This window comes from Embleya sp. NPDC050493 (assembly GCF_044458105.1).
In the GTDB taxonomy this organism is placed as follows: domain Bacteria; phylum Actinomycetota; class Actinomycetes; order Streptomycetales; family Streptomycetaceae; genus Embleya.
The window spans coordinates 188,686-208,365 of sequence record NZ_JBITHP010000019.1 but is presented as its reverse complement, the minus strand read 5'-3'; the positions used below and the strand labels follow the sequence as shown (position 1 = coordinate 208,365).

Genomic DNA, 19,680 nt, shown 5'->3' with positions numbered 1-19,680 from the left:
CGTCACCGTCGCACGCCAAGGCCTGCGGGACATCCAACACCACCCCGCACTCCTCGACGGCTTCCTCGCCGCAACCGCCCTGACGCGATGAACACCAACAACCGGATCCGCAAAGCTCAGTAGGGCCTGTTCTGAGTCCGGATCACGATTGGGTCAATCCAGCCTCGGCGGCCGGCGGAACGCGGTACACCGGTCTTCATGACTCGGGGTGATCTTTCCGATGCCGAATGGGAGTTGGTCGAGCCGCGCCTGCCGTTGGGAGCGTCCGGGCCGATCCCTGACCTGCGGAGCTACTTCAACGCGGTGATGTGGCGGTTTCGGACCAACAGCCCGTGGCGGGACGTTCCCGAGCGCTACGGTTCCTGGTCGACAATCTACGACCGGTTCCGGATGTGGGCCCGCGACGGGATCTTCCAGGCCCTGATGGACGCGATGATCGCAGAGGCGGCAGCCCGCGGCGACATCGACCTCGGCCTGGTGAGCGTCGACTCGACAACCGCCCGCGCGCACCACCACGCGGCCGGGATGGCACTCGACCCCGCGCTCCTGGACGACCTGGCCAAAGCCGCGACCGAGGAAAAGGGGATTCTCGAGAGGAACGGAACGGCGCGGCGGCCGGAACCCCCGAGCAGCCGGCCGACCCCGCCGGGGAAGAACGCCGCACCCGGCACCGACGCCGCAAGGCCCGGCTGAAAGCCGCCCACCTGGGTCGGTCCCGCGGCGGACTCACGAGCAAGGTCCACCTGGCCGCCGACCGGCGGTGCCGCCCGCTGTCCATCGTCCTCACCCCCGGACAGGCCGCGGACAGCCCGCAGTTCGTCCCCGTGCTGAAGAAGGTGCGGGTGCGGGGTCCTGTCGGCCGCCCCCGGACCCGGCCGGATGCGGTCGCCGCCGATAAGGCCTACTCGTCCCGTAGCAACCGTGCCCACCTGCGAAAACGCGGTATCAAGGCGGTGATCCCGGAGAAGAAGGACCAGGCCGCCAACCGGAAGAGGAAGGGCTCCGGAGGCGGCCGGCCCGTCGGTCACGACGTGGATCTCTACAAGCAACGCAGCACCGCTGAACGCTGCATCAACCGCATGAAGGACTGGCGCGGTATCGCCTTCCGGACCGACAAGACCCCCGACAGCTACCTCGCTGGACTCCACCTGCGCGGCGCCATGCTCTGGCTCCGCAGCCTCCCCGCCCCACCATGATCCGGACTCAGAACAGGCCCTAGACGCCCTCCAGGCGCTTTCGGCCCCCGCCGGCATCGGGATGAGCGACCACTTCACCGCCGACGGGGACATCACCGCCACCGCGACCGCCGTCCTGGCCCTCGCGGGCCGCCCCACCGACACCACCGCCCTCGACCGCTTCCGACACGAGGACCACTACTACACGTACCCGAACGAACTCCAGCCCTCGCTCACCACCACCGCCCACGCCCTGCACGCCCACGCGCTCCACGCCCCAACCACCCACCGGCCGCCCGCACCGACCGAACCCGCCCTCGGCTTCCTCCGCAACCGGCAGGACACCCACGGCCGTTGGACCGGCGACAAGTGGCACACCTCCTGGATCTACACCACCGCCCAAGTCGTCACCGCCCTGCCCACCGATCCCGCCACCCCACACGCCATCCGCGCCCTCCTCGACGCCCAACACCCCGACGGCGGCTGGGGCGCCCACCGCCACGCCGGCGCGGGCGAGACCGGCTACGCCGTCCTCGCCCTCCACAGGGTCGACAACCCACCCGACGCCACCGCCAAGGCCCTGGCTCGGGCCGGAAGATGGCTCACCTCCTGGCAGGAGAGCGGTGACGCCTGCGACTGCCTGCTGTGGACCGGCAAAGAGCCCTACTGCCCCCGACGCGTCGACCGCATCGTCGCCCTGGCAGCCCTGCTCACCACCACCCGACACACCCGCACCCGAAACCCGAACCCCGCCCACCGGTGACACCACCTCGGCCACGCGGACCCGGTTGCCGGGCGTAGCGGCAGAGCAAGAACGGGCTCCCGCCCCGTGGGGTCGATGCGGGTCGTCACCGGCGACCGCTCCCTCGGACATCCCGACGCAAGCCCCTACGACCGGGTCCAGGTCACCGCCGGGGTGCGACGCATCCCCGCGCCGTAGTCGGCCCGGTCCCGGCGGATCCGGTTCCGCAGCGCCTCGGGATGAACACCCAAGTGGTCGGCCATCGCCGGACGACGGGCTTGGTTTCCGCGGCCCGCTACTTCGCCACGGCACGCTGCCGCGACTCGGGCGGGCTTCTTCGGAGCGGGCATGTCGATGGCTCCCTTCTCATGACCCATCAGGCCACGGAACCACCTTCCGCATTTGGGGGAAACTCACAGGACGGAGCAACCGGTAGGCGTCGCACTGCCGGGCGCTTGCCCCGACTGGTCGGTGGCCCCCTGGGACAAATCGTCGACGTCGGCCCGCCCCATGAGCTGCCGCGTCGCCGAGTCAATCTTTGTCGTGGTGCCCCGCACGAACAGTGCGTGGCGAAGCGCCGAGTTCACGTCTGCAGGCCTTGTTGAAGGCCTGCAGATCAGGAATTCCCACCTGCGATGCGACCGCTGGGATCGCCAGAGTCGAGTTCCGCAACAGGTGCGCGGCGACCTGGAGGCGACGCCGCCGCAGATAGGCGACCACGGTCTCGGCGAAGGCGACGCGGAACAGGCGGGTGAGTTGGTTGTGCGAGACCCCCGCGGCCCGGGCGATGGCCGGAACCGTCAGCGGACTCGCCATGTTCACCTCGATGTGGGCCAGCGCCGCAGAAAGTGCCGGATGGCGCTCCTCCGCCTGTGGCACCTCGCCGGCCGCCAGCGACCACAACACTGTCCACACCTCCGCGGCGGCCCGCAACGGGGTCGTCGAGTGCCACGCTACGGCCCTCAGCAGTGCGTCCGACAGATGTAGCGCCTCCGCGCCGCAGTCCACCACGGCTGGTACTCGGTGAGGCGTACCGGCGGTCCCGAGCTCGAAGTGCGCGTACAGGTGCTCCGAGCGGCCCCGGTACCGGAACTCCACCTCCGCGCCGGGTGGAACGAGGCTCGCACACCCGGGCCGGACCTCGTGGGTCACCCCGTCGACGATCAACTCGGCGCTGTAGCGGTACAGGTGCAGCTGCCACAGTTCGGGCAACCGGAACACCTCACGCTCGATCCCCAGCCCGTGCACTCCCACCCCGACCTGCGCCACGCGCGGAGGTGAATCCAGGTGCGCAATATGCCTCGCCGAAGTTTCGACCATGGTGAGAAATTACCAGTAACTGGTGAACCTGGCCCACGTCAGGAACACCTACCTGGTTCTACTGTGCACATCAGCAACCACCTGAGTCGAACGCCCTCCCATCTCCCGACACCTTCTTCAAGGAGCACACCAATGCCCATGCAGCCCTGGTTCACCGATGCCAAGCTCGGTATTTTCGTCCACTACGGGATCTATGCCGTCGACGGCATCCCGGAATCCTGGGCCATGTACGACGGAACCGTCAGCCGCGAGCAGTACCTGGCGCAGCTCGACGGCTTCACGGCCGCCCGCTACGACCCCTACGCGTGGGCCGCGCTGTTCAAGCGTGCCGGTGCACGCTACGCAGTCCTCACCGCGCGTCACCACGACGGCGTCGCCCTCTGGGACAGCGAGTGCGGCGACCTCAACGTCGCCAAGCGCACCCCCGCAGGCCGAGACCTCGTACGGGGATTCGTCGACGCCTTGCGCGGCGAGGACCTGAAGGTCGGCTTGTACTATTCCCACTCCGACTGGAACCACCCCGATTACGCCAGCATGATCCACCCCGACCCGTCCCACCACACGTACATCCCGGGCCACAAGCTGGTCGAGCCCGCCGACGGCCGCGAAGACCCCGCCGCCTGGCTTCGCTACCTCTCCTACCGCGACGACCAGGTCAGCGAACTGATACAGCGCTACCGGCCCGACCTGCTCTGGTTCGACGGCGAGTGGGAGCGCAGCGAGCAGCAGTGGCGCACGGACGCGCTCGCCGACATGATCCTCGCCGAGAACCCGGACACCATCCTCAACGCCCGGATGCTCTCCCGCGGCGACTACGCCACCCCCGAACAGGGCATCCCCCTCCAGGCGCCCACGGGCCCCTGGGAGCTGTGCCTGACGATCAACGACTCCTGGGGCTATCGGCACGCCGACCACAGCCACAAGAGCGTGCGTCAGCTCGTCCGCTACTTCACCGAGACCATCGGCATGGGAGGCAACCTGCTGCTCGACGTCGGCCCGATGGCCGACGGCCGCATCACCACCGAGCAGTCGGCCCGGTTGGAGGGCCTCGGCACGTGGATCGCCCGCCACCGTGCGGCCGTCCACGGCACCGGCGCCGGTCTGCCACCCGGGCACCACTACGGGCCCAGCACCCTCTCCTCCGACCAGCGAACCGTCTACCTGGTCTGCTATGGCACCCCTCGCGAGCACCTCGCCCTCAAGGGCCTGCGCACCCGGGTCAAGCAGGCGACGGTAGTGGGCACTGGCACCGAACTGAGCCACCACGTCACCGGCGGCCTGGGCGAGGTCCCCGGAATCACCTGGATCACCGCTCCTGCGGAAAAGGACCAGGACGAGTACGCGACCGTCCTCGCCGTCGAGCTCGACGGCGAACTCGACCTCTATCGGGGCCAGGGACGAAACTGACCGCGGGTCCGTATAGAAGAGCGCTCTATCCCCGTAGAAGCGTGTTACCGCTTGCGAAATGCCTGAGTGGTCCCTGCAATTGGGCCTGTGCACGTCTTCTGTGACGGGTGCGGTTTGAGGTGATTCGCCCCTGACCGTTTCACCACGTTCACTCCTGTCTGGTCCCGGGGCGCGCCCGTCCGCCCAGTCGCGCCTTGGATGAACGGGAGACCCGGCGCTACCAACGAAACATGACCGGACATCGGCACTACCCGAGTGCCCTGTCCGACGCCCGTTGGAAATTGCTCGAACCCACATTAACGGCCTGGCGAGCCGAACGCCGGGGAAACGGACCGGACTTCGGACGCCCACCCGAACACGAGCTGCGTCGCATCATGGAGGCGATCCTGTACGTCGACCGCACCGGGATCCCCTGGCGGTACCTTCCCCACGACTTCCTATCAGTTACGTGGAATCAAGCGCCGCAGGATGCGTCTCGTATCCTGCGGCGTCCCCACGTACCGAGGAGATCAGTTGGGCAGCGCGGTGGTGTCGGACGAGAAGTGGCCGGTCCTGGACCGGCACGCGAGGGCGGCCGAGTGGCTGCGAATATGGACGGACCTGGGGCGGGCTCCCCGAACGATCGATGCGTAAGCGCGGGGACTTGCCGAGTATCTGTCGGTCTGTGAGCGCGACGGGATCGACCCGATCGCCGCGAAGCGGCTGCACGTCGCGGCCTTCGTAAAGGAACTGGGGACGAGGCCGAGCCGTCGAGGAGGCAACGTCGTCGTGCTGGACTCCGGAGCCGGTCTGCCGAATGCGACGTTGCAGCAGCATCTGGTGCCGGTGCGGCTGTTCTACGACCACCTCGTCGAGGAAGGGGTGCGGGCGTCCAATCCGGTCGGCCGCGGACGCTACACGCCGAGCCGCGCCCTCGACGGGAACCAGCGAAGGCTGGTGCCCCGGTTGAAGAAGCTGCCGTGGATCCCGAGCGAACGGCAGTGGCTCGACCTGCTGGACGTCGCGCGTGAGGAGCCCGTACACAACCGCCTCATGCTCGCCCTCCCGGGAGAGGTGGGCCGGCTCGCCGGTGGTGCGGTTGACCGCCCGGATCGGCGGGTTGGTCGTGCCGCTGGTCCTCAGGGTGTGTTCTGGGTATCTGGAAAGGCCCTCACGGGCGCAGGTCCCCGGGAAGGCGCCCTCACTTGCGCCGTCCGCCGCGACGATCCGAGGATCCCGGACTTTGTGGTCTTTGTCGCATTGATCAGCTGTGTCAATTAGGTCAGCCTTACCTAATTCTCATGCCTTGTCCGGGAGACCTCCATGTTCGTGCAACCCTCCGCCGCGGATACCGATGACGAGCCCGTCAGATCGCTGGGCGTCCACGACTCGTGGTGGACGGTCGGCGCGGCCTCGGTCCTGGCCTGCCTGACGCTCGCCGCCTGCGCCTGGATCTCGCCGCACCTGCACGCCGACCCCGCCCTGCACGCCGCCGCGTTGTTCGTTCACCTCGCCGCACTCGTCCTGGGCTTCGGCGCGGTCCTCGCCGCCGACTACCACGGGCTTCTGTGGATCACCGGCCGCTGCACCATGCGCGAGACGGTCGCCGTCACCGGTCGGCTGCACCTGCCGATCTGGGCAGGCCTCGCCGGGCTCGTCGCGAGCGGCGTGATCCTCCACCCCGATCTCACAGCCGTCCCGACGCGCGTCAAGCTCGCCCTCGTCCTGGTCCTCACGCTCAACGGCCTCCAGGCCGGACTGCTGGGCCGGCGCGTGGCGAAGGACACTTCCGCCACGCCCCGCATCCTGGCCTGGGCAGGTGCGACCGCCCTGATATCCCAGGCCTGTTGGTGGGGCGCGATGGTGATCGGCTTCAGCAACACCCAGAGCTAGGCGACCGTGAATCGGGGGCCACAAGCCGCTGGGGACGAAGGCGTTCGGAGCGGGGAATCGGAGATGCCGACGGGTGGGGGACCGGGCCGCCGCCAACAACGTCGAGTTCACCTACACACCGACGAACTCCTCGTGGCTGAACCGCGTCGAGGCTCAGTTCACCGCCCTGCGCTGCTTCGCTCTGGATGGCACCGACCACCCCAACCCACAAGGCCCAGGGCAGCATGATCCGCCGCTACGTCATCCGGCGAAACGAACACGCCGCCGACGAACGCCTACGTCAGATCGTCAACAGGGCAGACGTTGCTTGATCCGGCACTGGGTTCCCCCACGGGCGACGTCAGGCCTGTCGTGCCTGCTGTGACCCGGGTGCCGCGGCCGCCGCGACGGTACCCGGCGAGAGCGTGACCGCTCCCCTGTCGTCGCTGATTGCCGCGCTGCCCGTGCGTCCCGAGGGCGGCCGCGACGGCTGAGCGCAATTGTGTCACCTGCAACCGGCCTTTGAAGGGCCGTACTCGGCGCTGACGTCGCTCGGCCTCGCTGCCTCTTCCGCACGGCCTCCATCGGGCCGCTACCGGGTCCCGGCGTGGCGTCAGGAGGGGCGGCCGTGCCGGCGAGCACATGCACCGGAGGAAGTCTCCGTGGTCATGCCAGGTAGCGGGCGCCGGTGGCGAGGATGTCATCGTAGAGTGCGGGCGGCGGGTCCGCCGCCTGGAGGTGCTCAGCGGCCAGGCGCATGTGCTTGCGGTTCTGGGCGACGGCCCACGCCCGGCCGCCGCATCGGTCGATCAGGTCGGCGACGGCGGCGACTTCCTCGTCCCCTGGCTCGCCGCGGCCAGCGTAGAACGCAGCGAGACGTTCGCCCGCATCGCTTCCTGACGCGATGGCGACCGTGACCATGGGCGTCATCTTGCGACGGCGGATGTCGCCGCCCGGGGCTCGGCCACGGTCGAGCGTCGGCCACACGTCCGTCACGTCGTTGTGGTACTGCGCGGCCATGCCGAAGTGGAAGCCGTACCGGCCGATGGCCTCGGCCTGTTCGCCGGTGGCGTCGGTGAACAGGACGGGCAGGCAGAAGACGCCGCGCAGGCCCTCGGCCGCCTCGGCCTGGTTCACCGCGATCGCCTGTTCGACGGATGTACCGATCTGCCCCTCGTGGCCGGTGTCGCGAGCTTGGCCTGCACACAGCCTGCTCCAACCGTCGCTCATCATCCGCAACGCCTGATGGGTGCGCGGGTGGTCCTGCTCGCCCAGGATGGAGAAGGCCAGCCCCAGGAGGGCGTCGCCGGCCATGAGGGCGCACTCGGTGCCGTAGGCAGCCCACAGGGCCGGGCGACCGCGGCGCACCGGATCCCGGTCGAGGACGTCGTCGTGGATGATCGAGGTGTTCACCAGGAGATCGCCGACGACGGTTGCGGCGAGGCCCCGTTCGGCGGGTCCGCCGTCGACGCCCGCGCAGAGCAGGGGAAGCACCAGACCGCGGCGTCCCACACCGCCGGGCCGGCCGGTGACCGAAGCGCCGTCCTTGCCGGCCCATCCGTAGTGGTAACGGACGGCTTCGAGCAGCGGTGAGGGCAGACGCTCCACCACGCTCCGGACGGCCGGATCGATGGTCTTCCCTCCTGCGTCGAAGATTTCTTCGGCGGTGCGGCTACCGGAACCCAGGTCGAAAAGCACGGCGGTGCACCTCTCAAGCACCGGTGTCGACGGCGGCGGTCGACGTCGTGCCGGCGGTGGAGTCGTCGTCGACGTACCAGTGCTGGGACATGTCGACGGTTTTGTGGACTTCGATGCCGTCGAAGCGGATCGGGGTGTCGGCGGGCGCGGCGTACGCGACAGCCGGTTCGACAGCGGACACCGCAGCCGCGGCGAGAAGGGCGAGCACAAGCTTCTTCATGACCGGAGAACGATCAGGTGGGCGGAAGGGTGCGCGTGGTGCGGATGCGTCGACGGCCGAATGCGTGGACACCGCAACGCGCTGCCGGGCGGGCACCTCGGCCACCCTGAGGGGGCCGGTCTCGGCGGCCCGCCGGGCACGCGAGATCAGCACCAGTCTCCCGACGGATTGATCCCCCGCAAGGATGCCCGCGCCCTTCTCAAGGGCGCAGAGGGGAGGCTTCGTGATGAGCTGAAGGATCTGGGTCGTCGTCTCCGGCCGGCCGTCACCGTCTCGGGCCGCGGGCGACGGGCGAGGGCGCGCGGTGCCCTCCGGTTTCGATCCCGCGCCGGAGACGATCTCTTCGGCGGGTCGTCGAACGGAGCCCGATCGTCGGCGGTTTCGTCGCGTCCGGCGCGCCGCCGGGGTCGTTGCTCCAGGTCGCGGTCGGCCCGCGGCGGCCCGCGGCGGCCGGGGCCCGTCGGTCGTGTGGTCGACCGTCCCGTCGATCGCGGGCGGGCACACGGCGTCAGTCCGTGGAATGGCCGTTGCCCGGGTACTCCTCGGAAGGGAGCGAGTCCCATTCGGTGTTCGCGCCGTCGCGCGTCACCATGAACAACGGGCGCGATCGCATGGCCGGCCCGACCGGTTGCTCGCATATCACGATCCCGGAATCGTCCGGCCCGGCGTAGCCCGCGAGCGAGTAGCGAAGCCAGACGCCCTGTGCCTGGGCGTACGCGATCGCGTCGCTCTCCAGTTCCGCTCGGTCCCCGCCGACCAACGCGAGTCCGTCGTAGGCGACTTGGGGGCCGTGTACGGCGTCGACGGCGACGCAGAACAGCCCTGCGGCTCGGCTCACGTACGCCGTGACCGCGGGCGGTGAAGAGGCGGGCTCGCGACGGCGGACTTCGATCCTCCACGTCCGGGAGAAGGTCGCGTGGCCCGGCGCGCAATCGCCGACGCTCGCCCGGCCGGGTATCCCGGCCGCCGCCTCGAGCACTTCGTCCACGGTCATGCCGAACCGGAGCGGTCCGACGCCGACGGCGGGCGCATAGACCCACTCGTCCCATCCGGCGGGCCCGGCCCCGAACACCGCGACCGCGGTCACCCCCGTGAAGGCACCCGAGACCCGCCGCCGCCTCGCGAACAAGGCATCGTCCGGCCCCCAGGTCGGCGGCGGCCTCTCCGACACACCCGCACCCGCGAGCACGTCCGGGACCGGTGAAAGCGGAGGCCGGTCGGCGAGGACCTCCTCGAGGTGCTCGTGCTCATACCGCTCGATCGCATACGCCAACATCTCGTACACGTCCTCGGCCAACCGGGGCCCCCACCCCCGGCGACGGGCGTCGTCCGCCGCGAAGACGGCGGCGACCGCCCGGGTGTACGCGTCGAAATCGGCGAGAGGGGCATCGGACACCGGAAGATCGGTCACGGGAACGATCATCACCGACGACCCCGACACCCGGCGCAACGCCCCGGGCCACGACGTCGATTGGTTCCGCGCGCCCGGCGGCGCCTGGTCGCCGACCGTGCGCCAGGTGTCGGCCGCGCACGGCTTGAAGCCCCTCGGCTGGTCGGTCGACACTCGCGACTGGGAGAAGCCCGGCGTCGACGCGATCCTCGACAACGTACGCCGTGAGCTGCGCCCCGGCGGCGTGGTCCTCATGCACGACGCGGGCGGCGACCGCACCCAGAGCGTCGACGCGCTCGCCCGGCTTTTGCCGTGGCTGAAGAACCAGGGCTATCGATTCGCGTTCCCGGGCTGAGACGACCGCGCCTTGGCCCGGCGGCCCCGTTCGATCGTGGCCGCCCCCTCGACACTGCCGGGCGCGGGCCGGAAATGCGAAGGGATGGAAGGTGCCGCGCTTGAACAGGTGGACCAAGGCGAGCCTGCGGCCGTCGAGGTGCCCGAACGCCGGCGGTGAGCACAGCAGTTGCGGACCGAGACCGCCATCCTCGACGGCGGCGCGCACCCTGACCGACACCCGGGCGCACCGCCTCGTGGGTGCCGCCCACCCGCTGCTCTCGTCGGGTTGTCCCGGCGGTCGCGGGAACAACCGACGAGCCGCTCCCGAGTGCGGTGAGCGCATCGGGACTTGAGTCCGAGGCAGCGCAGGCGATGTGGTCGCGAGTGCGACGAGCCGATGTGTCCGACGGCTACGCCGCCGGGCGAAGGTGGGCCACGATGCCGTCGATGTCTTCGGCGAGGAGGTGCCAGCGGAGAGTGTGGCCGCCGGGAACCTCGTGGGCCGTGTACGGGAGGCCCGCCTGGTCGAGGAGGCCACGGAACTCGCGCTGGCCGTCCAGGACATGGGACTCCTGGAAGGCACTGAACCACGGGATGTTCTCGGCACCCGTTCCGGCCACCATGAAGATTCGCTTGTTGTGGTAGCTCGGGATGCGCTCGACCGCGTTGTCGGCGCTGACCCGCGCTTCGTTCCACAACGGCACACCGTAGACGGTGCCGCCGCCCAGTTCGATGGCGGCCGAGGACGCGTTGGCCCAGTGGCCGACGGCACCGCCGTTGAGGCGCAGGCTGGGTGGGCCGGAGTGGGCGCTGACCGAGGCGAAGTGGCCGTAGTACTTCGCGGCGTACTTCAGCGCGCCGAAGCCGCCCATCGAGTAGCCGGCGACCGCCCGCCCGTCGTACTCGGCATGCGTGCGGAAGTTCGCCTCGACCCACGGCAGGAGCTGGGACATGTGAAACGTCTCCCAGTTGCGGGGACCGACGAAGGAGGTGACCGGGTTGCAGTACCAGCCGGCGCCGCCACCATCCGGCATCACGACGATGATCGGCTTGCCGGCGGTGAGTTCCCGAATGCCGCCCGGCACGTCGAAGTTGCGGAAGTCCGCGCCCGTCCCGCCGCCGTGGAACAGGTACACGACGGGGTACCGGCGGCCGCTGCTGTCGTAGTCGTCGGGGAGCAGGATGTTGACACCGGGACCGGTGGTCCACCCGATCTGGCTCGTCTTGAAGCGGTAGTACTTCAGGCGGGGGTCGCTCTCGTTGCTGTCGATGATGCGCAGCCCGAAGCCGTCGCCGACCGCATGGGCGGCGGAGGCGCTCCCGACGACGCCCGCGGCGCCGAGCACCGCCGCCGCGGACAACCCACCGGCGGCCTTCAGGATGTTGCGGCGGGTGGGTCGGAGCTCGGTCATGCCATCCCCAGTGTTCGGTGTGTGGTGTGGATGCCGCGTGCAAACGACGTTCGGCGTTCACCGCGCCGCGCCGGTCCTCGTGGACGAGCGGCCTGCCGGCGCACGACGGCCGACACACCCTGACGCGACGGTTGGTTACATCCGGTGCGCGTTGATCACACACCAGTCACCCCCAATGGTCAATACCGAACCGAGCCGAGTTCTCGCACCACGTGATGACCCCAACTCCCTTACGTACCAGGGCTACACGTGTCACCACGCAGCGCCGCCACCGAGGGCGCCGACACGCGGCGGTCGGCCGCTTCACGCCGGAACCGCCGGGACAGGGCCTGTCGGCCCCGCTTGGGCCGGTGGTGTACACGTCGCCGTCGAGCGCGTGGCGGCTGTCGGCGCACGGATCGGCACGGCGGCGGCCGGAATGTCGTGCGTTGGAACGGGACGAGGTGGTGACGCCCTGGCGGAGCACGGTGTGGCCCCGGTGGAACCACCGCGAGGCGAACAGGCGGTGGTCGTCCTCCCGACGGAACCGCAGCATCGTTGCTGCGCCGGTCGACATGCCGATGCCGGTGCTCTCGGAACTCGGTGACACTTCCACTCGGCCGGTCCAACATCCGCTGCCGCTACTCGACATCGAATGCTCTTCGTCATCACCCACGAAGCCAGTCCTTCGTGGATGTCCGTGACGACCGTGGACAGGCGCCGCCACGCAGTTGGAGATCTCTTCGTATTCACCGTCGTCGTAGGACCAGCCGTTGGCGCGCGCTTCCTCGAGCCGGGCCCCGAGGGCTTCCGGTCGGTGAGGCGCGGATCGGATCGGGTCGGGCGCTGCCGTTCGAGCCGGGCTCACCGGCGTGTGAGACCAACCCTGTTGCGCGCTCGCCTTCTTCGCGGGGCTGCACCTCACCACCGTCGAAAACTCCCCGTCGTCGCGCCGGAGGGTCGCCGCAGCGTCCCGCCCGGCAGTACGCGGTCGGCGGTCGACGCCCCTGACGGGTCTTGTGTCGCGTGGTGGCAGACTGGATCGGTGACCGGGCAACGCTTCCCTCTGAGGCCGTTCGTGGCGACGTTGGACACATACGACCTTGGACCGGGTCCGGTCGGCGTTCATCGTGGGCTTCCCTCCCCCACCGTGTCGATCACCATCCCCGAGACCGACTCTCTCGAGGTCGGGTGGTTCGGACGTTCCGGGTCGCCCCATCGCCTTCGCGCTGTCGTGGCCGGCCTGCATTTGGACGCGGCCGAGCTACGGCAAAGAGGATGCACCCGTGGTGTATTCGTGACGCTCGACCCGCTGGGTGTCAGGGCGTTGCTGGGGGTGCCGGCGTCTGCCCTGGCCAACCGGATCGTCGATCTCGCCGATGTCGTTCCCTCACTGGCGGACCTGCCGGAGCGGCTGGCGGGTTGTCGCACCTGGCCGCAGCGTCGCGCATTGGTCGAACGGTCTCTGCTCGCCGGACTGGCCCGGCACGGCGAACGCGAAAACGCCTCGGAGCTGCGAGCCATGGCCACGGCCCTGTCCCGCACCACCCGGGTGGACGAGGCCGCTCGGTGGCTGGGATGTTCCAGACGCCACCTGAGCGGCAGGGTTCGTACGGAGTACGGGGTGACGCCGAAGGAATACCAGCGTCTGGTCCGCTTCGAAACCGCCCGGCGCCGGCTCGCCGGCGCCGGCACCGCAAAGGCCGGTCTGGCGGACGTGGCCGCCGCATCGGGGTTTGCCGATCAGGCGCATCTCTGCCGGGAGTGGCGGGCCATGGCCGGGTGCACACCCACCGAGTGGCTGCGCGCCGAAGGCACGTCGGCCGGGAAGCCGTCGGCCCACGAACGGCCTGTCGGCGAAGAGAGGGCGTCCGGTTGACATCCGGTGGGGCTCGGGCCCGAGCTTGGGCCGGGGCCGTTCCCAGATATTCAAGACTCCGCCGCTGCCCCGCCTGATGATCGGTGCATGACGCAGCTCCGGATTTTCCCCCGCCTGATCGTGTCCGACCCCGACCGCGCCTCGGCGTTCTACCAGGAAGTTCTCGGCGCCGAGGAAGTGTTTCGTGCGCCGGGCGATGACGGCCGCCCCACCGTGGTGGAACTGCGTCTCGGTGGGTCGTCCTTCCGGGTCTCACCGGCTGTTCCGGCGTGGGGATGGGTATCGCCACGTGATCTGGGCGGCTCCCCGGTGCTGCTGGAGATCGACGTCGACGACCCGGACGAGGTCGCCGAACGCATGACGGCCCACGGCGCCGAGGTGGTCGTGACCATCGAGAACCGGCCCTACGGTAAGCGCTCGGGCCGTATCCGTGACCCGTTCGACCACCTGTGGATCATCACCGGAGAGCTTCGCTGAGCAACCGCCGCGACCGGTCGTACGGCCGCAGCGGTCACCGCCTCACACGATCAGGGACGGCCGAGGCGGACGTGCGCAGGCGGTCCCGGTCGCCCCGACTGCCCGGAAAGCGGCCGGAATCGCCCGTCCGGCCGTCCGCGGGTCACGGCGGCGAGATCCGCCAGGAAGGGCGCGAGGTATGTCTGGAAGGCATGTGCGACGATCACGCACCTCTCGCCGCAGAGCATCCAACAGCGGCAGGCCCACGAACGGTTGCGCGAACCGGCGCAGCCGTCTTGCGGCCGAGCGCCGCTTGGCGGAACGCCTGTCGGCAAGCTGTCCGACGCGTGGAAGGCAACGGTGTCAGGCCTCGCTGGTAGCGTGCCGCGTCCACGAAATTGATCACGAGAGGACAGCAGTAGTGCAGGCAGTGACTCCCCACGACATCGACGGCCGGCGGATGGCCCACGCGCTGGAGGACATACGCGGGCGTGCGTTCGGCCGTTGGCACTCCATGCAATACGGCGGAATGCAACTGAGCGACCTGGCGGAGATGCGCGACGAGCTCTTGGACCACGCTGCCGCTCGCATCGCGAACGATCCTTCACTCGACACACCCCTGCGTCATGTCCTGCACACCGCCGCGGAGTGCTCGCTCGGTCTGCTCAGCGTGGGGTGCTTCCCCAACGGTGACCAGGAGATCCTCCTCCCGCTCGTCGGAGAGCAACTCAGCAGCGAGAAAACGGCCTTCCACGACATCGTCAACGAGGCGCCCACGGCGACCCAGTGGATCGAGACGTTCGAGCTGTGCCTGATCAGCGGTCTCGTATGGGAGTGGCGGCGCGTCATCGGCGGCCTGCTCCGGGAGGACTACGCGCCCGCAATCCGTGACGGGGTGCCCTACTCCACGTTCGAGTCGGTGTCGCAGCCTGCGGACCGTGCCCAGATGGACGCCTTGGCCGAATACCTGACCCCGACCTCTGGACACCTGCCCAGCGGCCGGCCGACGGTCACCCTGAGCAAGCCCGGCGCCGATGAGCGCGCCGAGGCAGCCCGTAGGCTGGACGCGGCCGGCCCCCTCGCACCCGACCAGAGCCTGCTCCGCTGCCTCCTCGACGACGACCAGCCGGCCTTCGAGCGGCTCCTGGTGGCTCACCTGAACGAGTACCGAGACAGCATCGGAGACGACCCCGTCCCCAGGACACTGCTGCCCACCGGCCCCCTCGCCGTCGCCGCGCTCGCCGTCCAGGTCCACGGGTGGCAACTGGGCGTCCACTCCGCGTACCTGCCCCAAGCCCTGCTGGGCTCCCCGGACGCGCCGGCCCGAGCGGCTGCCACCGGTCCGAACAACCTCGGCGGCTGGGTCGCGCGGTAGCCGAAGCTCACCGCATCACCAGTCACAGCCCTTCACCCCTCCGGCGGTCTCGCCGAAGCAGTTGACGAGGCCGCAGTGCTGTCATCTGCGCGGGGTCCTCCGCCAAGGCGAGCAACTGTGTCGTCAGCAATGGCAGTTCGGGCGGCTCGTGATCCGCACGGCCCCGGTGTGAGTGGCCACCGTGCCCAAGGTCGCCTTCAGCGCCGAACACTGACCCGGCTCAAAGGAGTCCATCCACGCCCGGAACGCCCCAACGCCGACTGCCGGATGGCTCGACAGCTCCTGCGTCGCCGGCCAATACGTGCTCGGGTCGACGGGCAGGTGGGTGAAGACCGAGCCGACGTCGAGATGCTGCGGGCTCGGCTGGTCTATAGCGTTCCCTGACTGCGAGGCATGTTCGTCAAACCCATGGAGCCGCGCTCGTACGAGTCGTGGAACATGTTGGACACGCCTGGAACCGCAGGAGTTCATGTCCAACACATTGACCTGGATCGAGTCGATCCGAGCCGAGGGCGTCGTGCGGAACTCCGAACGACACGACGGAGAAACGGCGAGCGCGGCCGACGGGGTGCGCCCGTCTGCCGCGGTGGGCGGAGCGGACGGGATCGCGGGCGAGGCGATCGCCGCCCTGGCTTGGGCCGGTGGTGATCCCACGGGGGACGGCACGGACTGTCCAGAGGCCGGCCGCGCGTCAGTCGACGGGCTGCCAGACGGCGAGTTCGCTCCCGCCCGGTTCGCGGAAGTGGAAGCGGCGTCCGCCGGGAAAGTCGAACGCCTCGACGGTGACCACGCCGCCCGCGGCCACGACCGCGGTCCGGGCCGCGTCCAGGTCGTCGGTGCGCACCACGACGAGCGCCGCTGCCGTCCGCTCGTCGGGGTCCGCCTGGACACCGACGCCGATCCCGGCTCCGCCGACGTCGGTGTAGGCGGGACCGCAGGTGGTGGGCGTCCACCCGAACGCATCCCGGAAGAACGTGCCGGTGGCGGCTGCCGAGTCGGACGGGAACTCGACGAAGTCGACGGTGTACATGGCGTCCACCCTAGCCGGCCGGGGGGGTGACTCCTTCGGCTCACTCCGCAGCTCGGCCCGGGTCGCGAAGCGGGACGCCGAGGCGGCCGTCGGCGTGCGGCTGCGGCCGGAGCAGGTACGACGGTTCGAAGAACGTGCCATCGAAGCCGATCCCGGCTACCGGCCATCGACGCCGTGACCAAGCTGCTCGGGTGCACCTCTTCGGCCGGCGCCGCCCGGTGGCTCCCCGGGACGTCGGGCGGGCGGCGGAAATGGAACGCGGCAGCCGAGTCGGCTCTCCGGGACGAGCCGACCGTTCAGCCTCGCAGGTCGGACAAGTCCTCGACGCTGAGACTGAGGTCGTTCGCCGCGAGGTTCTCCTCCAAATGGTCCAGTGAGCCCGTGCCGGGGATCAACAGCATCGACGGCGACTCCGCCAACAGCGCGGCGATCGCGACCTGTGCGGTGGTCGCGCCCACGCGTGCCGCGACCTTCCCGAGCCGTTCGGCGTCGAGTGGGCCGCTGCCGACGCCACCGCCGAGCGGAAAGTACGGCACATGGGCGATGCCCGCTTCCTCGCTGTCCGCCGGCGGGACCGAGTCGTCGCCGTGCCGGTTCTGCACCGCGACCACGGGTGCGATCCCCCGGGCCTCCGCCAACTGGGCGGCGTCGACGTTACTGACACCCAGGTTCCGGATCAGCCCCTCCGCACGGAGTTCGGCCAGCACCGCGAACCGTTCGGCGATCGACTCGCCACCCGGTCCGCTCATCCCGCCGACCCGCAGATAGACCAGGTCGAGCCGGTCGAGCCCCAGGGAGCGCAGATCCGCCTCGACTAGGCCGCGGAGCTGATCGGCCGTCGCCTGTCCGCTCGGCACACCGTTCGGTCCGCGCAACGGCCCCACCTTCGTCGCGATCACCAGGTCGTCACGGTACGGGGCCAGAGCCCGACGGATCAGCTCGTTGGCCCACACCGCGTCCCTGCCGTAGAAGCCGGCCGTGTCGATGTGGTTCACGCCCAGTTCCACTGCCCGGCGAAGCACCGCGATTCCGGTCTCGGGGTCCCGCGTCGGACCGGCGAAGGTGCCCATCGCCAGGCGCATCGCGCCGAAACCCAGCCGGTTGATCGTCAGTTGCCCGCCGACGGAGAAAGTCTTGATCGTCATGACGCTCATGGTGTCCGCCGACACGACGCCCGGCGAGGTCGTGGCAGCAAGCTGCCACACTGGCCGGATGCGGAACGAAGAAGTGTTCTCGGTACGCGGAGACGCGGAGCTGACCGCCCGCGCAGGTCATCTCTTCGAGTCCGCGCGGACCGAATTCCTGTGTGCCGCCCGGGACCTCAAGACCTGGTCGCACCCGGGAGCCAGAGCCGCGGTCCGCAATCGCATGCGCGCCGCGGATCCCGCCGGGTTCACCCCTCGGAAGCTGCTCAGCCCGGTGGCACTCGCCGACGAGGAGGCCCGCGCGCACCTGCGGCTGGTGCGGAGCAAGGGCGCTCTCGTTCGGATCAGCCGTTCACCGCTTCCGCACGAAACCATCCTCATCGACCGGCGGGTGATGATTCTCGCCGGCGCGGAGACCCCCGCCGGCCGCGAGTACACGGTGACGACGTCGCAGATCCTGGTCGACGGCGTGCACTCGCTGTTCCGGGCGATCTGGGACACCGCGGTCGATCTCGAAACCTACCTGCGCAGCGACGTCCCGCGCCTCGACACCGACGGCCGCCGGATCCTCGAAGCCCTCGGCTCGGGCCTCACCGACGCGTCGGCGGCCAAACGCCTCGGCGTCTCTCTGCGCACCTACCGGCGGCGCGTGGCCGAGCTGATGGCCGACCTCGAGGCCGACTCCCGCTTCCAGGCCGGATTGCGAGCCGGCGAGCTGGGGTTGTCCCACTGAATCCCCGGTGATCGCGGCCCTTCGGCGATCGGGGCCGACCCGCGTCTGGCGACTCCCCTTCCAGGCTATTCAGCGTCGACTGTATTGTTCAGCGCATGATGACTGTTTCGACACAGGGCGAGGTGTTGGCTCGTTTCGGTCACGCGCTGTCGGACCCCACGCGCTCGCGCCTGTTGCTGGCGTTGCGCGAGGGCCCGGCCTATCCGAGCGAACTCGCCGACGCCCTGGGCGTATCGCGCACGAACCTGTCCAACCACCTGACGTGTCTGCGCGGTTGCGGCCTGGTCGTCGCGATTCCCGAAGGACGCCGATTGCGCTACGAGTTGGCCGACCCACGGCTCGCGCACGCGCTCGGCGACCTGTTGGGCGTCGTCCTGGCGGTGGACCCGGCCGCGGCGTGCCCGGACGCCGACGCAAAGGGCTGCTGCCCATGACCGCGATATCCCTGGGGCCCTCCCCCGCCCGCCGCGATGCGCTCGCCAGGCGAATACGGCTCCTGGTCGCCGCCACCATCACCTACAACGTGATCGAGGCCGTCGTCGCGATCACCGCCGGGACGCTCGCCTCCTCCGCCGCGCTGGTCGGCTTCGGCCTCGACTCCGTCATCGAGGTCTCCTCCGCGGCAGCGGTCGCATGGCAGTTCTCCGCCCGCGAGCACGCGGTGCGCGAAGCGCGCGAGCAGCGCACCCTGCGGATCATCGCCGTGTCCTTCTTGGCGCTCGCCGCCTGCATCGTCGTCGACGCCGTCCGCGCCCTGGCCGGCACCGGCGAGGCGGAGCGCTCCCTGCCGGGTATCCTCATCGCCGCGCTCTCGCTCGCGGTCATGCCATTCCTGTCCGCCGCGCAACGCCGCGCCGGCCGCGAACTCGGCTCGGCCGGCGCGGTCGCCGACTCGAAGCAGACCATGCTGTGCACGTACCTGTCCGCCGTGCTCCTGGTCGGCCTGGTCCTCAACGTCACCCTCGGCTGGTCCTGGGCCGACCCCGTCGCAGCCCTGGTGATCGCCGCCATCGCCGCGAAGGAAGGCCGCGACACCTGGCAGGGCAAGGGCTGCTGCGCGCCGCCGCCCGTCGAACTCGCCACCCGACGACCGCAGAAGGACGCCTGCGGCTGCCGGCCCGGCTGCGCCTGCTGCGCCTGAACACCCATCGGACCACCCGGACCCGGGCCGGCCGCACTGCAGTTCGTGACGTTCCTCCAGGTCCCCGCCGCCGAACCGGTGCGCGCCCGCGGGCCGATTGCCGGGTCGCCGACCTACTCGTGGTCGGTACAGAGGTGGGCGGTCAGGGCCGCACCAACCCACTCCTCCCAGGCGTCGGGGGACCAGCACCGGTCGCGGACAAAGTTCAGGCACAGCTCCGGTCTGAGAAGCCCGCGCACGCGGCGCGGAACCAGTCCCGGTCCATCGTGGCGACCGGTTCGATGTCGCCCGCGATGGACGTGTCGACGACGTCCTTGAACAGCGCGCGCTTGTTGCGGAACACGAAGTACACGGTCTGCATGGCCACGCTCGCGCGGTCCGCGGCCCCCTG

Annotated in this window: 20 protein-coding genes and 5 pseudogenes; 15 read left to right on the top strand and 10 right to left on the bottom strand. The window is 69.9% G+C overall.

What is annotated here, in order from left to right:
- Positions 1-198 precede the first annotated feature (198 nt).
- The 3 genes and pseudogenes from ACIBM5_RS31155 to ACIBM5_RS31145 all read left to right on the top strand — a co-directional run.
- Positions 199-1,196, top strand: a pseudogene (locus ACIBM5_RS31155) (IS5 family transposase).
- A gap of 61 nt (positions 1,197-1,257) precedes the next feature.
- Positions 1,258-1,938, top strand: coding sequence for a hypothetical protein (locus tag ACIBM5_RS31150; RefSeq protein WP_396009893.1), 681 nt, complete (start codon positions 1,258-1,260; stop codon positions 1,936-1,938).
- A gap of 75 nt (positions 1,939-2,013) precedes the next feature.
- Positions 2,014-2,064: pseudogene (locus tag ACIBM5_RS31145) on the top strand (hypothetical protein); the annotation flags it as partial.
- A gap of 384 nt (positions 2,065-2,448) precedes the next feature.
- Here the strand turns inward: ACIBM5_RS31145 and ACIBM5_RS31140 are convergent.
- Positions 2,449-3,237, bottom strand: coding sequence for a helix-turn-helix transcriptional regulator (locus ACIBM5_RS31140; RefSeq protein WP_396009892.1), 789 nt, complete (start codon positions 3,235-3,237; stop codon positions 2,449-2,451).
- Between ACIBM5_RS31140 and ACIBM5_RS31135 the strand changes: the two genes are divergently transcribed.
- From ACIBM5_RS31135 to ACIBM5_RS31115, 5 genes and pseudogenes are all read left to right on the top strand, one after another.
- Positions 3,214-4,644: an alpha-L-fucosidase gene (locus ACIBM5_RS31135; protein ID WP_396009898.1), complete on the top strand. Its 1,431-nt coding sequence runs from the start codon at positions 3,214-3,216 to the stop codon at positions 4,642-4,644. The two genes, ACIBM5_RS31140 and ACIBM5_RS31135, sit on opposite strands and share 24 nt — an antisense overlap.
- Positions 4,645-4,874: 230 nt before the next feature.
- Positions 4,875-5,081, top strand: a pseudogene (locus ACIBM5_RS31130) (transposase); the annotation flags it as partial.
- A 331-nt stretch (positions 5,082-5,412) separates the two neighbouring features.
- Complete coding sequence (locus ACIBM5_RS31125) at positions 5,413-5,904, top strand: hypothetical protein (protein ID WP_396009891.1); 492 nt, start codon at positions 5,413-5,415, stop codon at positions 5,902-5,904.
- A gap of 42 nt (positions 5,905-5,946) precedes the next feature.
- Positions 5,947-6,516: a hypothetical protein gene (locus ACIBM5_RS31120; RefSeq protein ID WP_396009889.1), complete on the top strand. Its 570-nt coding sequence runs from the start codon at positions 5,947-5,949 to the stop codon at positions 6,514-6,516.
- 58 nt (positions 6,517-6,574) lie between these two features.
- Positions 6,575-6,827: pseudogene (locus tag ACIBM5_RS31115) on the top strand (transposase); the annotation flags it as partial.
- 334 nt (positions 6,828-7,161) lie between these two features.
- Here ACIBM5_RS31115 and ACIBM5_RS31110 read toward each other — a convergent pair.
- From ACIBM5_RS31110 to ACIBM5_RS31100, 3 genes are all read right to left on the bottom strand, one after another.
- Positions 7,162-8,193 (bottom strand): polyprenyl synthetase family protein, encoded by a 1,032-nt coding sequence (locus ACIBM5_RS31110; protein ID WP_396009888.1) that lies wholly within the window; start codon positions 8,191-8,193, stop codon positions 7,162-7,164.
- 13 nt (positions 8,194-8,206) lie between these two features.
- Positions 8,207-8,509 (bottom strand): hypothetical protein, encoded by a 303-nt coding sequence (locus ACIBM5_RS31105; protein WP_396009887.1) that lies wholly within the window; start codon positions 8,507-8,509, stop codon positions 8,207-8,209.
- A 412-nt stretch (positions 8,510-8,921) separates the two neighbouring features.
- Positions 8,922-9,824, bottom strand: a complete 903-nt coding sequence (locus tag ACIBM5_RS31100; RefSeq protein WP_396009901.1) for a hypothetical protein — start codon at positions 9,822-9,824, stop codon at positions 8,922-8,924.
- Positions 9,825-9,930: 106 nt separating this feature from the next.
- On the opposite strand from ACIBM5_RS31100, the gene ACIBM5_RS31095 reads away from it, so the two are divergent.
- On the top strand, positions 9,931-10,158 hold the full coding sequence (locus ACIBM5_RS31095) for a hypothetical protein (RefSeq protein ID WP_396009900.1): 228 nt from the start codon (positions 9,931-9,933) through the stop codon (positions 10,156-10,158).
- Between the two features lie 75 nt (positions 10,159-10,233).
- Here ACIBM5_RS31095 and ACIBM5_RS31090 read toward each other — a convergent pair.
- The 3 genes and pseudogenes from ACIBM5_RS31090 to ACIBM5_RS31080 form a co-directional block, all read right to left on the bottom strand.
- A pseudogene (locus ACIBM5_RS31090) lies at positions 10,234-10,365 on the bottom strand (hypothetical protein); the annotation flags it as partial.
- Between the two features lie 184 nt (positions 10,366-10,549).
- A complete protein-coding gene (locus tag ACIBM5_RS31085) occupies positions 10,550-11,551 on the bottom strand; it encodes an alpha/beta hydrolase (RefSeq protein ID WP_396009886.1) in 1,002 nt (333 codons plus the stop codon).
- Positions 11,552-11,717: 166 nt separating this feature from the next.
- Positions 11,718-12,659: an IclR family transcriptional regulator C-terminal domain-containing protein gene (locus ACIBM5_RS31080; protein ID WP_396009885.1), complete on the bottom strand. Its 942-nt coding sequence runs from the start codon at positions 12,657-12,659 to the stop codon at positions 11,718-11,720.
- Between the two features lie 168 nt (positions 12,660-12,827).
- Between ACIBM5_RS31080 and ACIBM5_RS31075 the strand changes: the two genes are divergently transcribed.
- The 3 genes from ACIBM5_RS31075 to ACIBM5_RS31065 all read left to right on the top strand — a co-directional run bounded on the left by ACIBM5_RS31075 (position 12,828) and on the right by ACIBM5_RS31065 (position 15,240).
- Positions 12,828-13,409 carry a helix-turn-helix domain-containing protein gene (locus tag ACIBM5_RS31075; RefSeq protein WP_396009884.1) on the top strand — a complete coding sequence of 194 codons (582 nt, stop codon included), beginning with the start codon at positions 12,828-12,830 and terminating at the stop codon, positions 13,407-13,409.
- 87 nt (positions 13,410-13,496) lie between these two features.
- Positions 13,497-13,886, top strand: a complete 390-nt coding sequence (locus tag ACIBM5_RS31070; RefSeq protein WP_396009883.1) for a VOC family protein — start codon at positions 13,497-13,499, stop codon at positions 13,884-13,886.
- A gap of 400 nt (positions 13,887-14,286) precedes the next feature.
- Complete coding sequence (locus ACIBM5_RS31065; RefSeq protein ID WP_396009882.1) at positions 14,287-15,240, top strand: immunity 49 family protein; 954 nt, start codon at positions 14,287-14,289, stop codon at positions 15,238-15,240.
- A gap of 691 nt (positions 15,241-15,931) precedes the next feature.
- Here ACIBM5_RS31065 and ACIBM5_RS31060 read toward each other — a convergent pair.
- A complete protein-coding gene (locus ACIBM5_RS31060) occupies positions 15,932-16,270 on the bottom strand; it encodes a VOC family protein (RefSeq protein WP_396009881.1) in 339 nt (112 codons plus the stop codon).
- A 296-nt stretch (positions 16,271-16,566) separates the two neighbouring features.
- On the bottom strand, positions 16,567-17,415 hold the full coding sequence (locus ACIBM5_RS31055) for an oxidoreductase (protein WP_396009879.1): 849 nt from the start codon (positions 17,413-17,415) through the stop codon (positions 16,567-16,569).
- 67 nt (positions 17,416-17,482) lie between these two features.
- On the opposite strand from ACIBM5_RS31055, the gene ACIBM5_RS31050 reads away from it, so the two are divergent.
- The 3 genes from ACIBM5_RS31050 to ACIBM5_RS31040 all read left to right on the top strand — a co-directional run bounded on the left by ACIBM5_RS31050 (position 17,483) and on the right by ACIBM5_RS31040 (position 19,289).
- Entirely contained in the window at positions 17,483-18,148 is a 666-nt protein-coding gene (locus tag ACIBM5_RS31050) for a DNA-binding response regulator (protein WP_396009877.1), read from the top strand.
- 95 nt (positions 18,149-18,243) lie between these two features.
- Entirely contained in the window at positions 18,244-18,582 is a 339-nt protein-coding gene (locus ACIBM5_RS31045; RefSeq protein ID WP_396009875.1) for an ArsR/SmtB family transcription factor, read from the top strand.
- Complete coding sequence (locus ACIBM5_RS31040) at positions 18,579-19,289, top strand: cation transporter (protein ID WP_396009873.1); 711 nt, start codon at positions 18,579-18,581, stop codon at positions 19,287-19,289. The genes ACIBM5_RS31045 and ACIBM5_RS31040 overlap by 4 nt, the downstream gene beginning before the upstream one ends.
- 205 nt (positions 19,290-19,494) lie before the next feature.
- On the opposite strand, the gene ACIBM5_RS31035 is transcribed toward ACIBM5_RS31040, so the two are convergent.
- Positions 19,495-19,656, bottom strand: a complete 162-nt coding sequence (locus tag ACIBM5_RS31035; protein ID WP_396009872.1) for a hypothetical protein — start codon at positions 19,654-19,656, stop codon at positions 19,495-19,497.
- Between the last annotated feature and the right edge of the window lie 24 nt (positions 19,657-19,680).

What these genes read in the sequence shown, in the direction of transcription:
- ACIBM5_RS31050 (WP_396009877.1), top strand. Translation starts at nt 17,483, where the DNA reads ATGCGGAACGAAGAAGTGTTCTCGGTACGCGGAGACGCGGAGCTGACC.
- ACIBM5_RS31150 (WP_396009893.1), top strand. Translation starts at nt 1,258, where the DNA reads ATGAGCGACCACTTCACCGCCGACGGGGACATCACCGCCACCGCGACC.
- ACIBM5_RS31055 (WP_396009879.1), bottom strand. Translation starts at nt 17,415, where the DNA reads ATGACGATCAAGACTTTCTCCGTCGGCGGGCAACTGACGATCAACCGG.
- ACIBM5_RS31140 (WP_396009892.1), bottom strand. Translation starts at nt 3,237, where the DNA reads ATGGTCGAAACTTCGGCGAGGCATATTGCGCACCTGGATTCACCTCCG.
- ACIBM5_RS31040 (WP_396009873.1), top strand. Translation starts at nt 18,579, where the DNA reads ATGACCGCGATATCCCTGGGGCCCTCCCCCGCCCGCCGCGATGCGCTC.
- ACIBM5_RS31120 (WP_396009889.1), top strand. Translation starts at nt 5,947, where the DNA reads ATGTTCGTGCAACCCTCCGCCGCGGATACCGATGACGAGCCCGTCAGA.
- ACIBM5_RS31085 (WP_396009886.1), bottom strand. Translation starts at nt 11,551, where the DNA reads ATGACCGAGCTCCGACCCACCCGCCGCAACATCCTGAAGGCCGCCGGT.
- ACIBM5_RS31060 (WP_396009881.1), bottom strand. Translation starts at nt 16,270, where the DNA reads ATGTACACCGTCGACTTCGTCGAGTTCCCGTCCGACTCGGCAGCCGCC.
- ACIBM5_RS31045 (WP_396009875.1), top strand. Translation starts at nt 18,244, where the DNA reads ATGATGACTGTTTCGACACAGGGCGAGGTGTTGGCTCGTTTCGGTCAC.
- ACIBM5_RS31080 (WP_396009885.1), bottom strand. Translation starts at nt 12,659, where the DNA reads ATGAACGCCGACCGGACCCGGTCCAAGGTCGTATGTGTCCAACGTCGC.
- ACIBM5_RS31135 (WP_396009898.1), top strand. Translation starts at nt 3,214, where the DNA reads ATGCCTCGCCGAAGTTTCGACCATGGTGAGAAATTACCAGTAACTGGT.
- ACIBM5_RS31070 (WP_396009883.1), top strand. Translation starts at nt 13,497, where the DNA reads ATGACGCAGCTCCGGATTTTCCCCCGCCTGATCGTGTCCGACCCCGAC.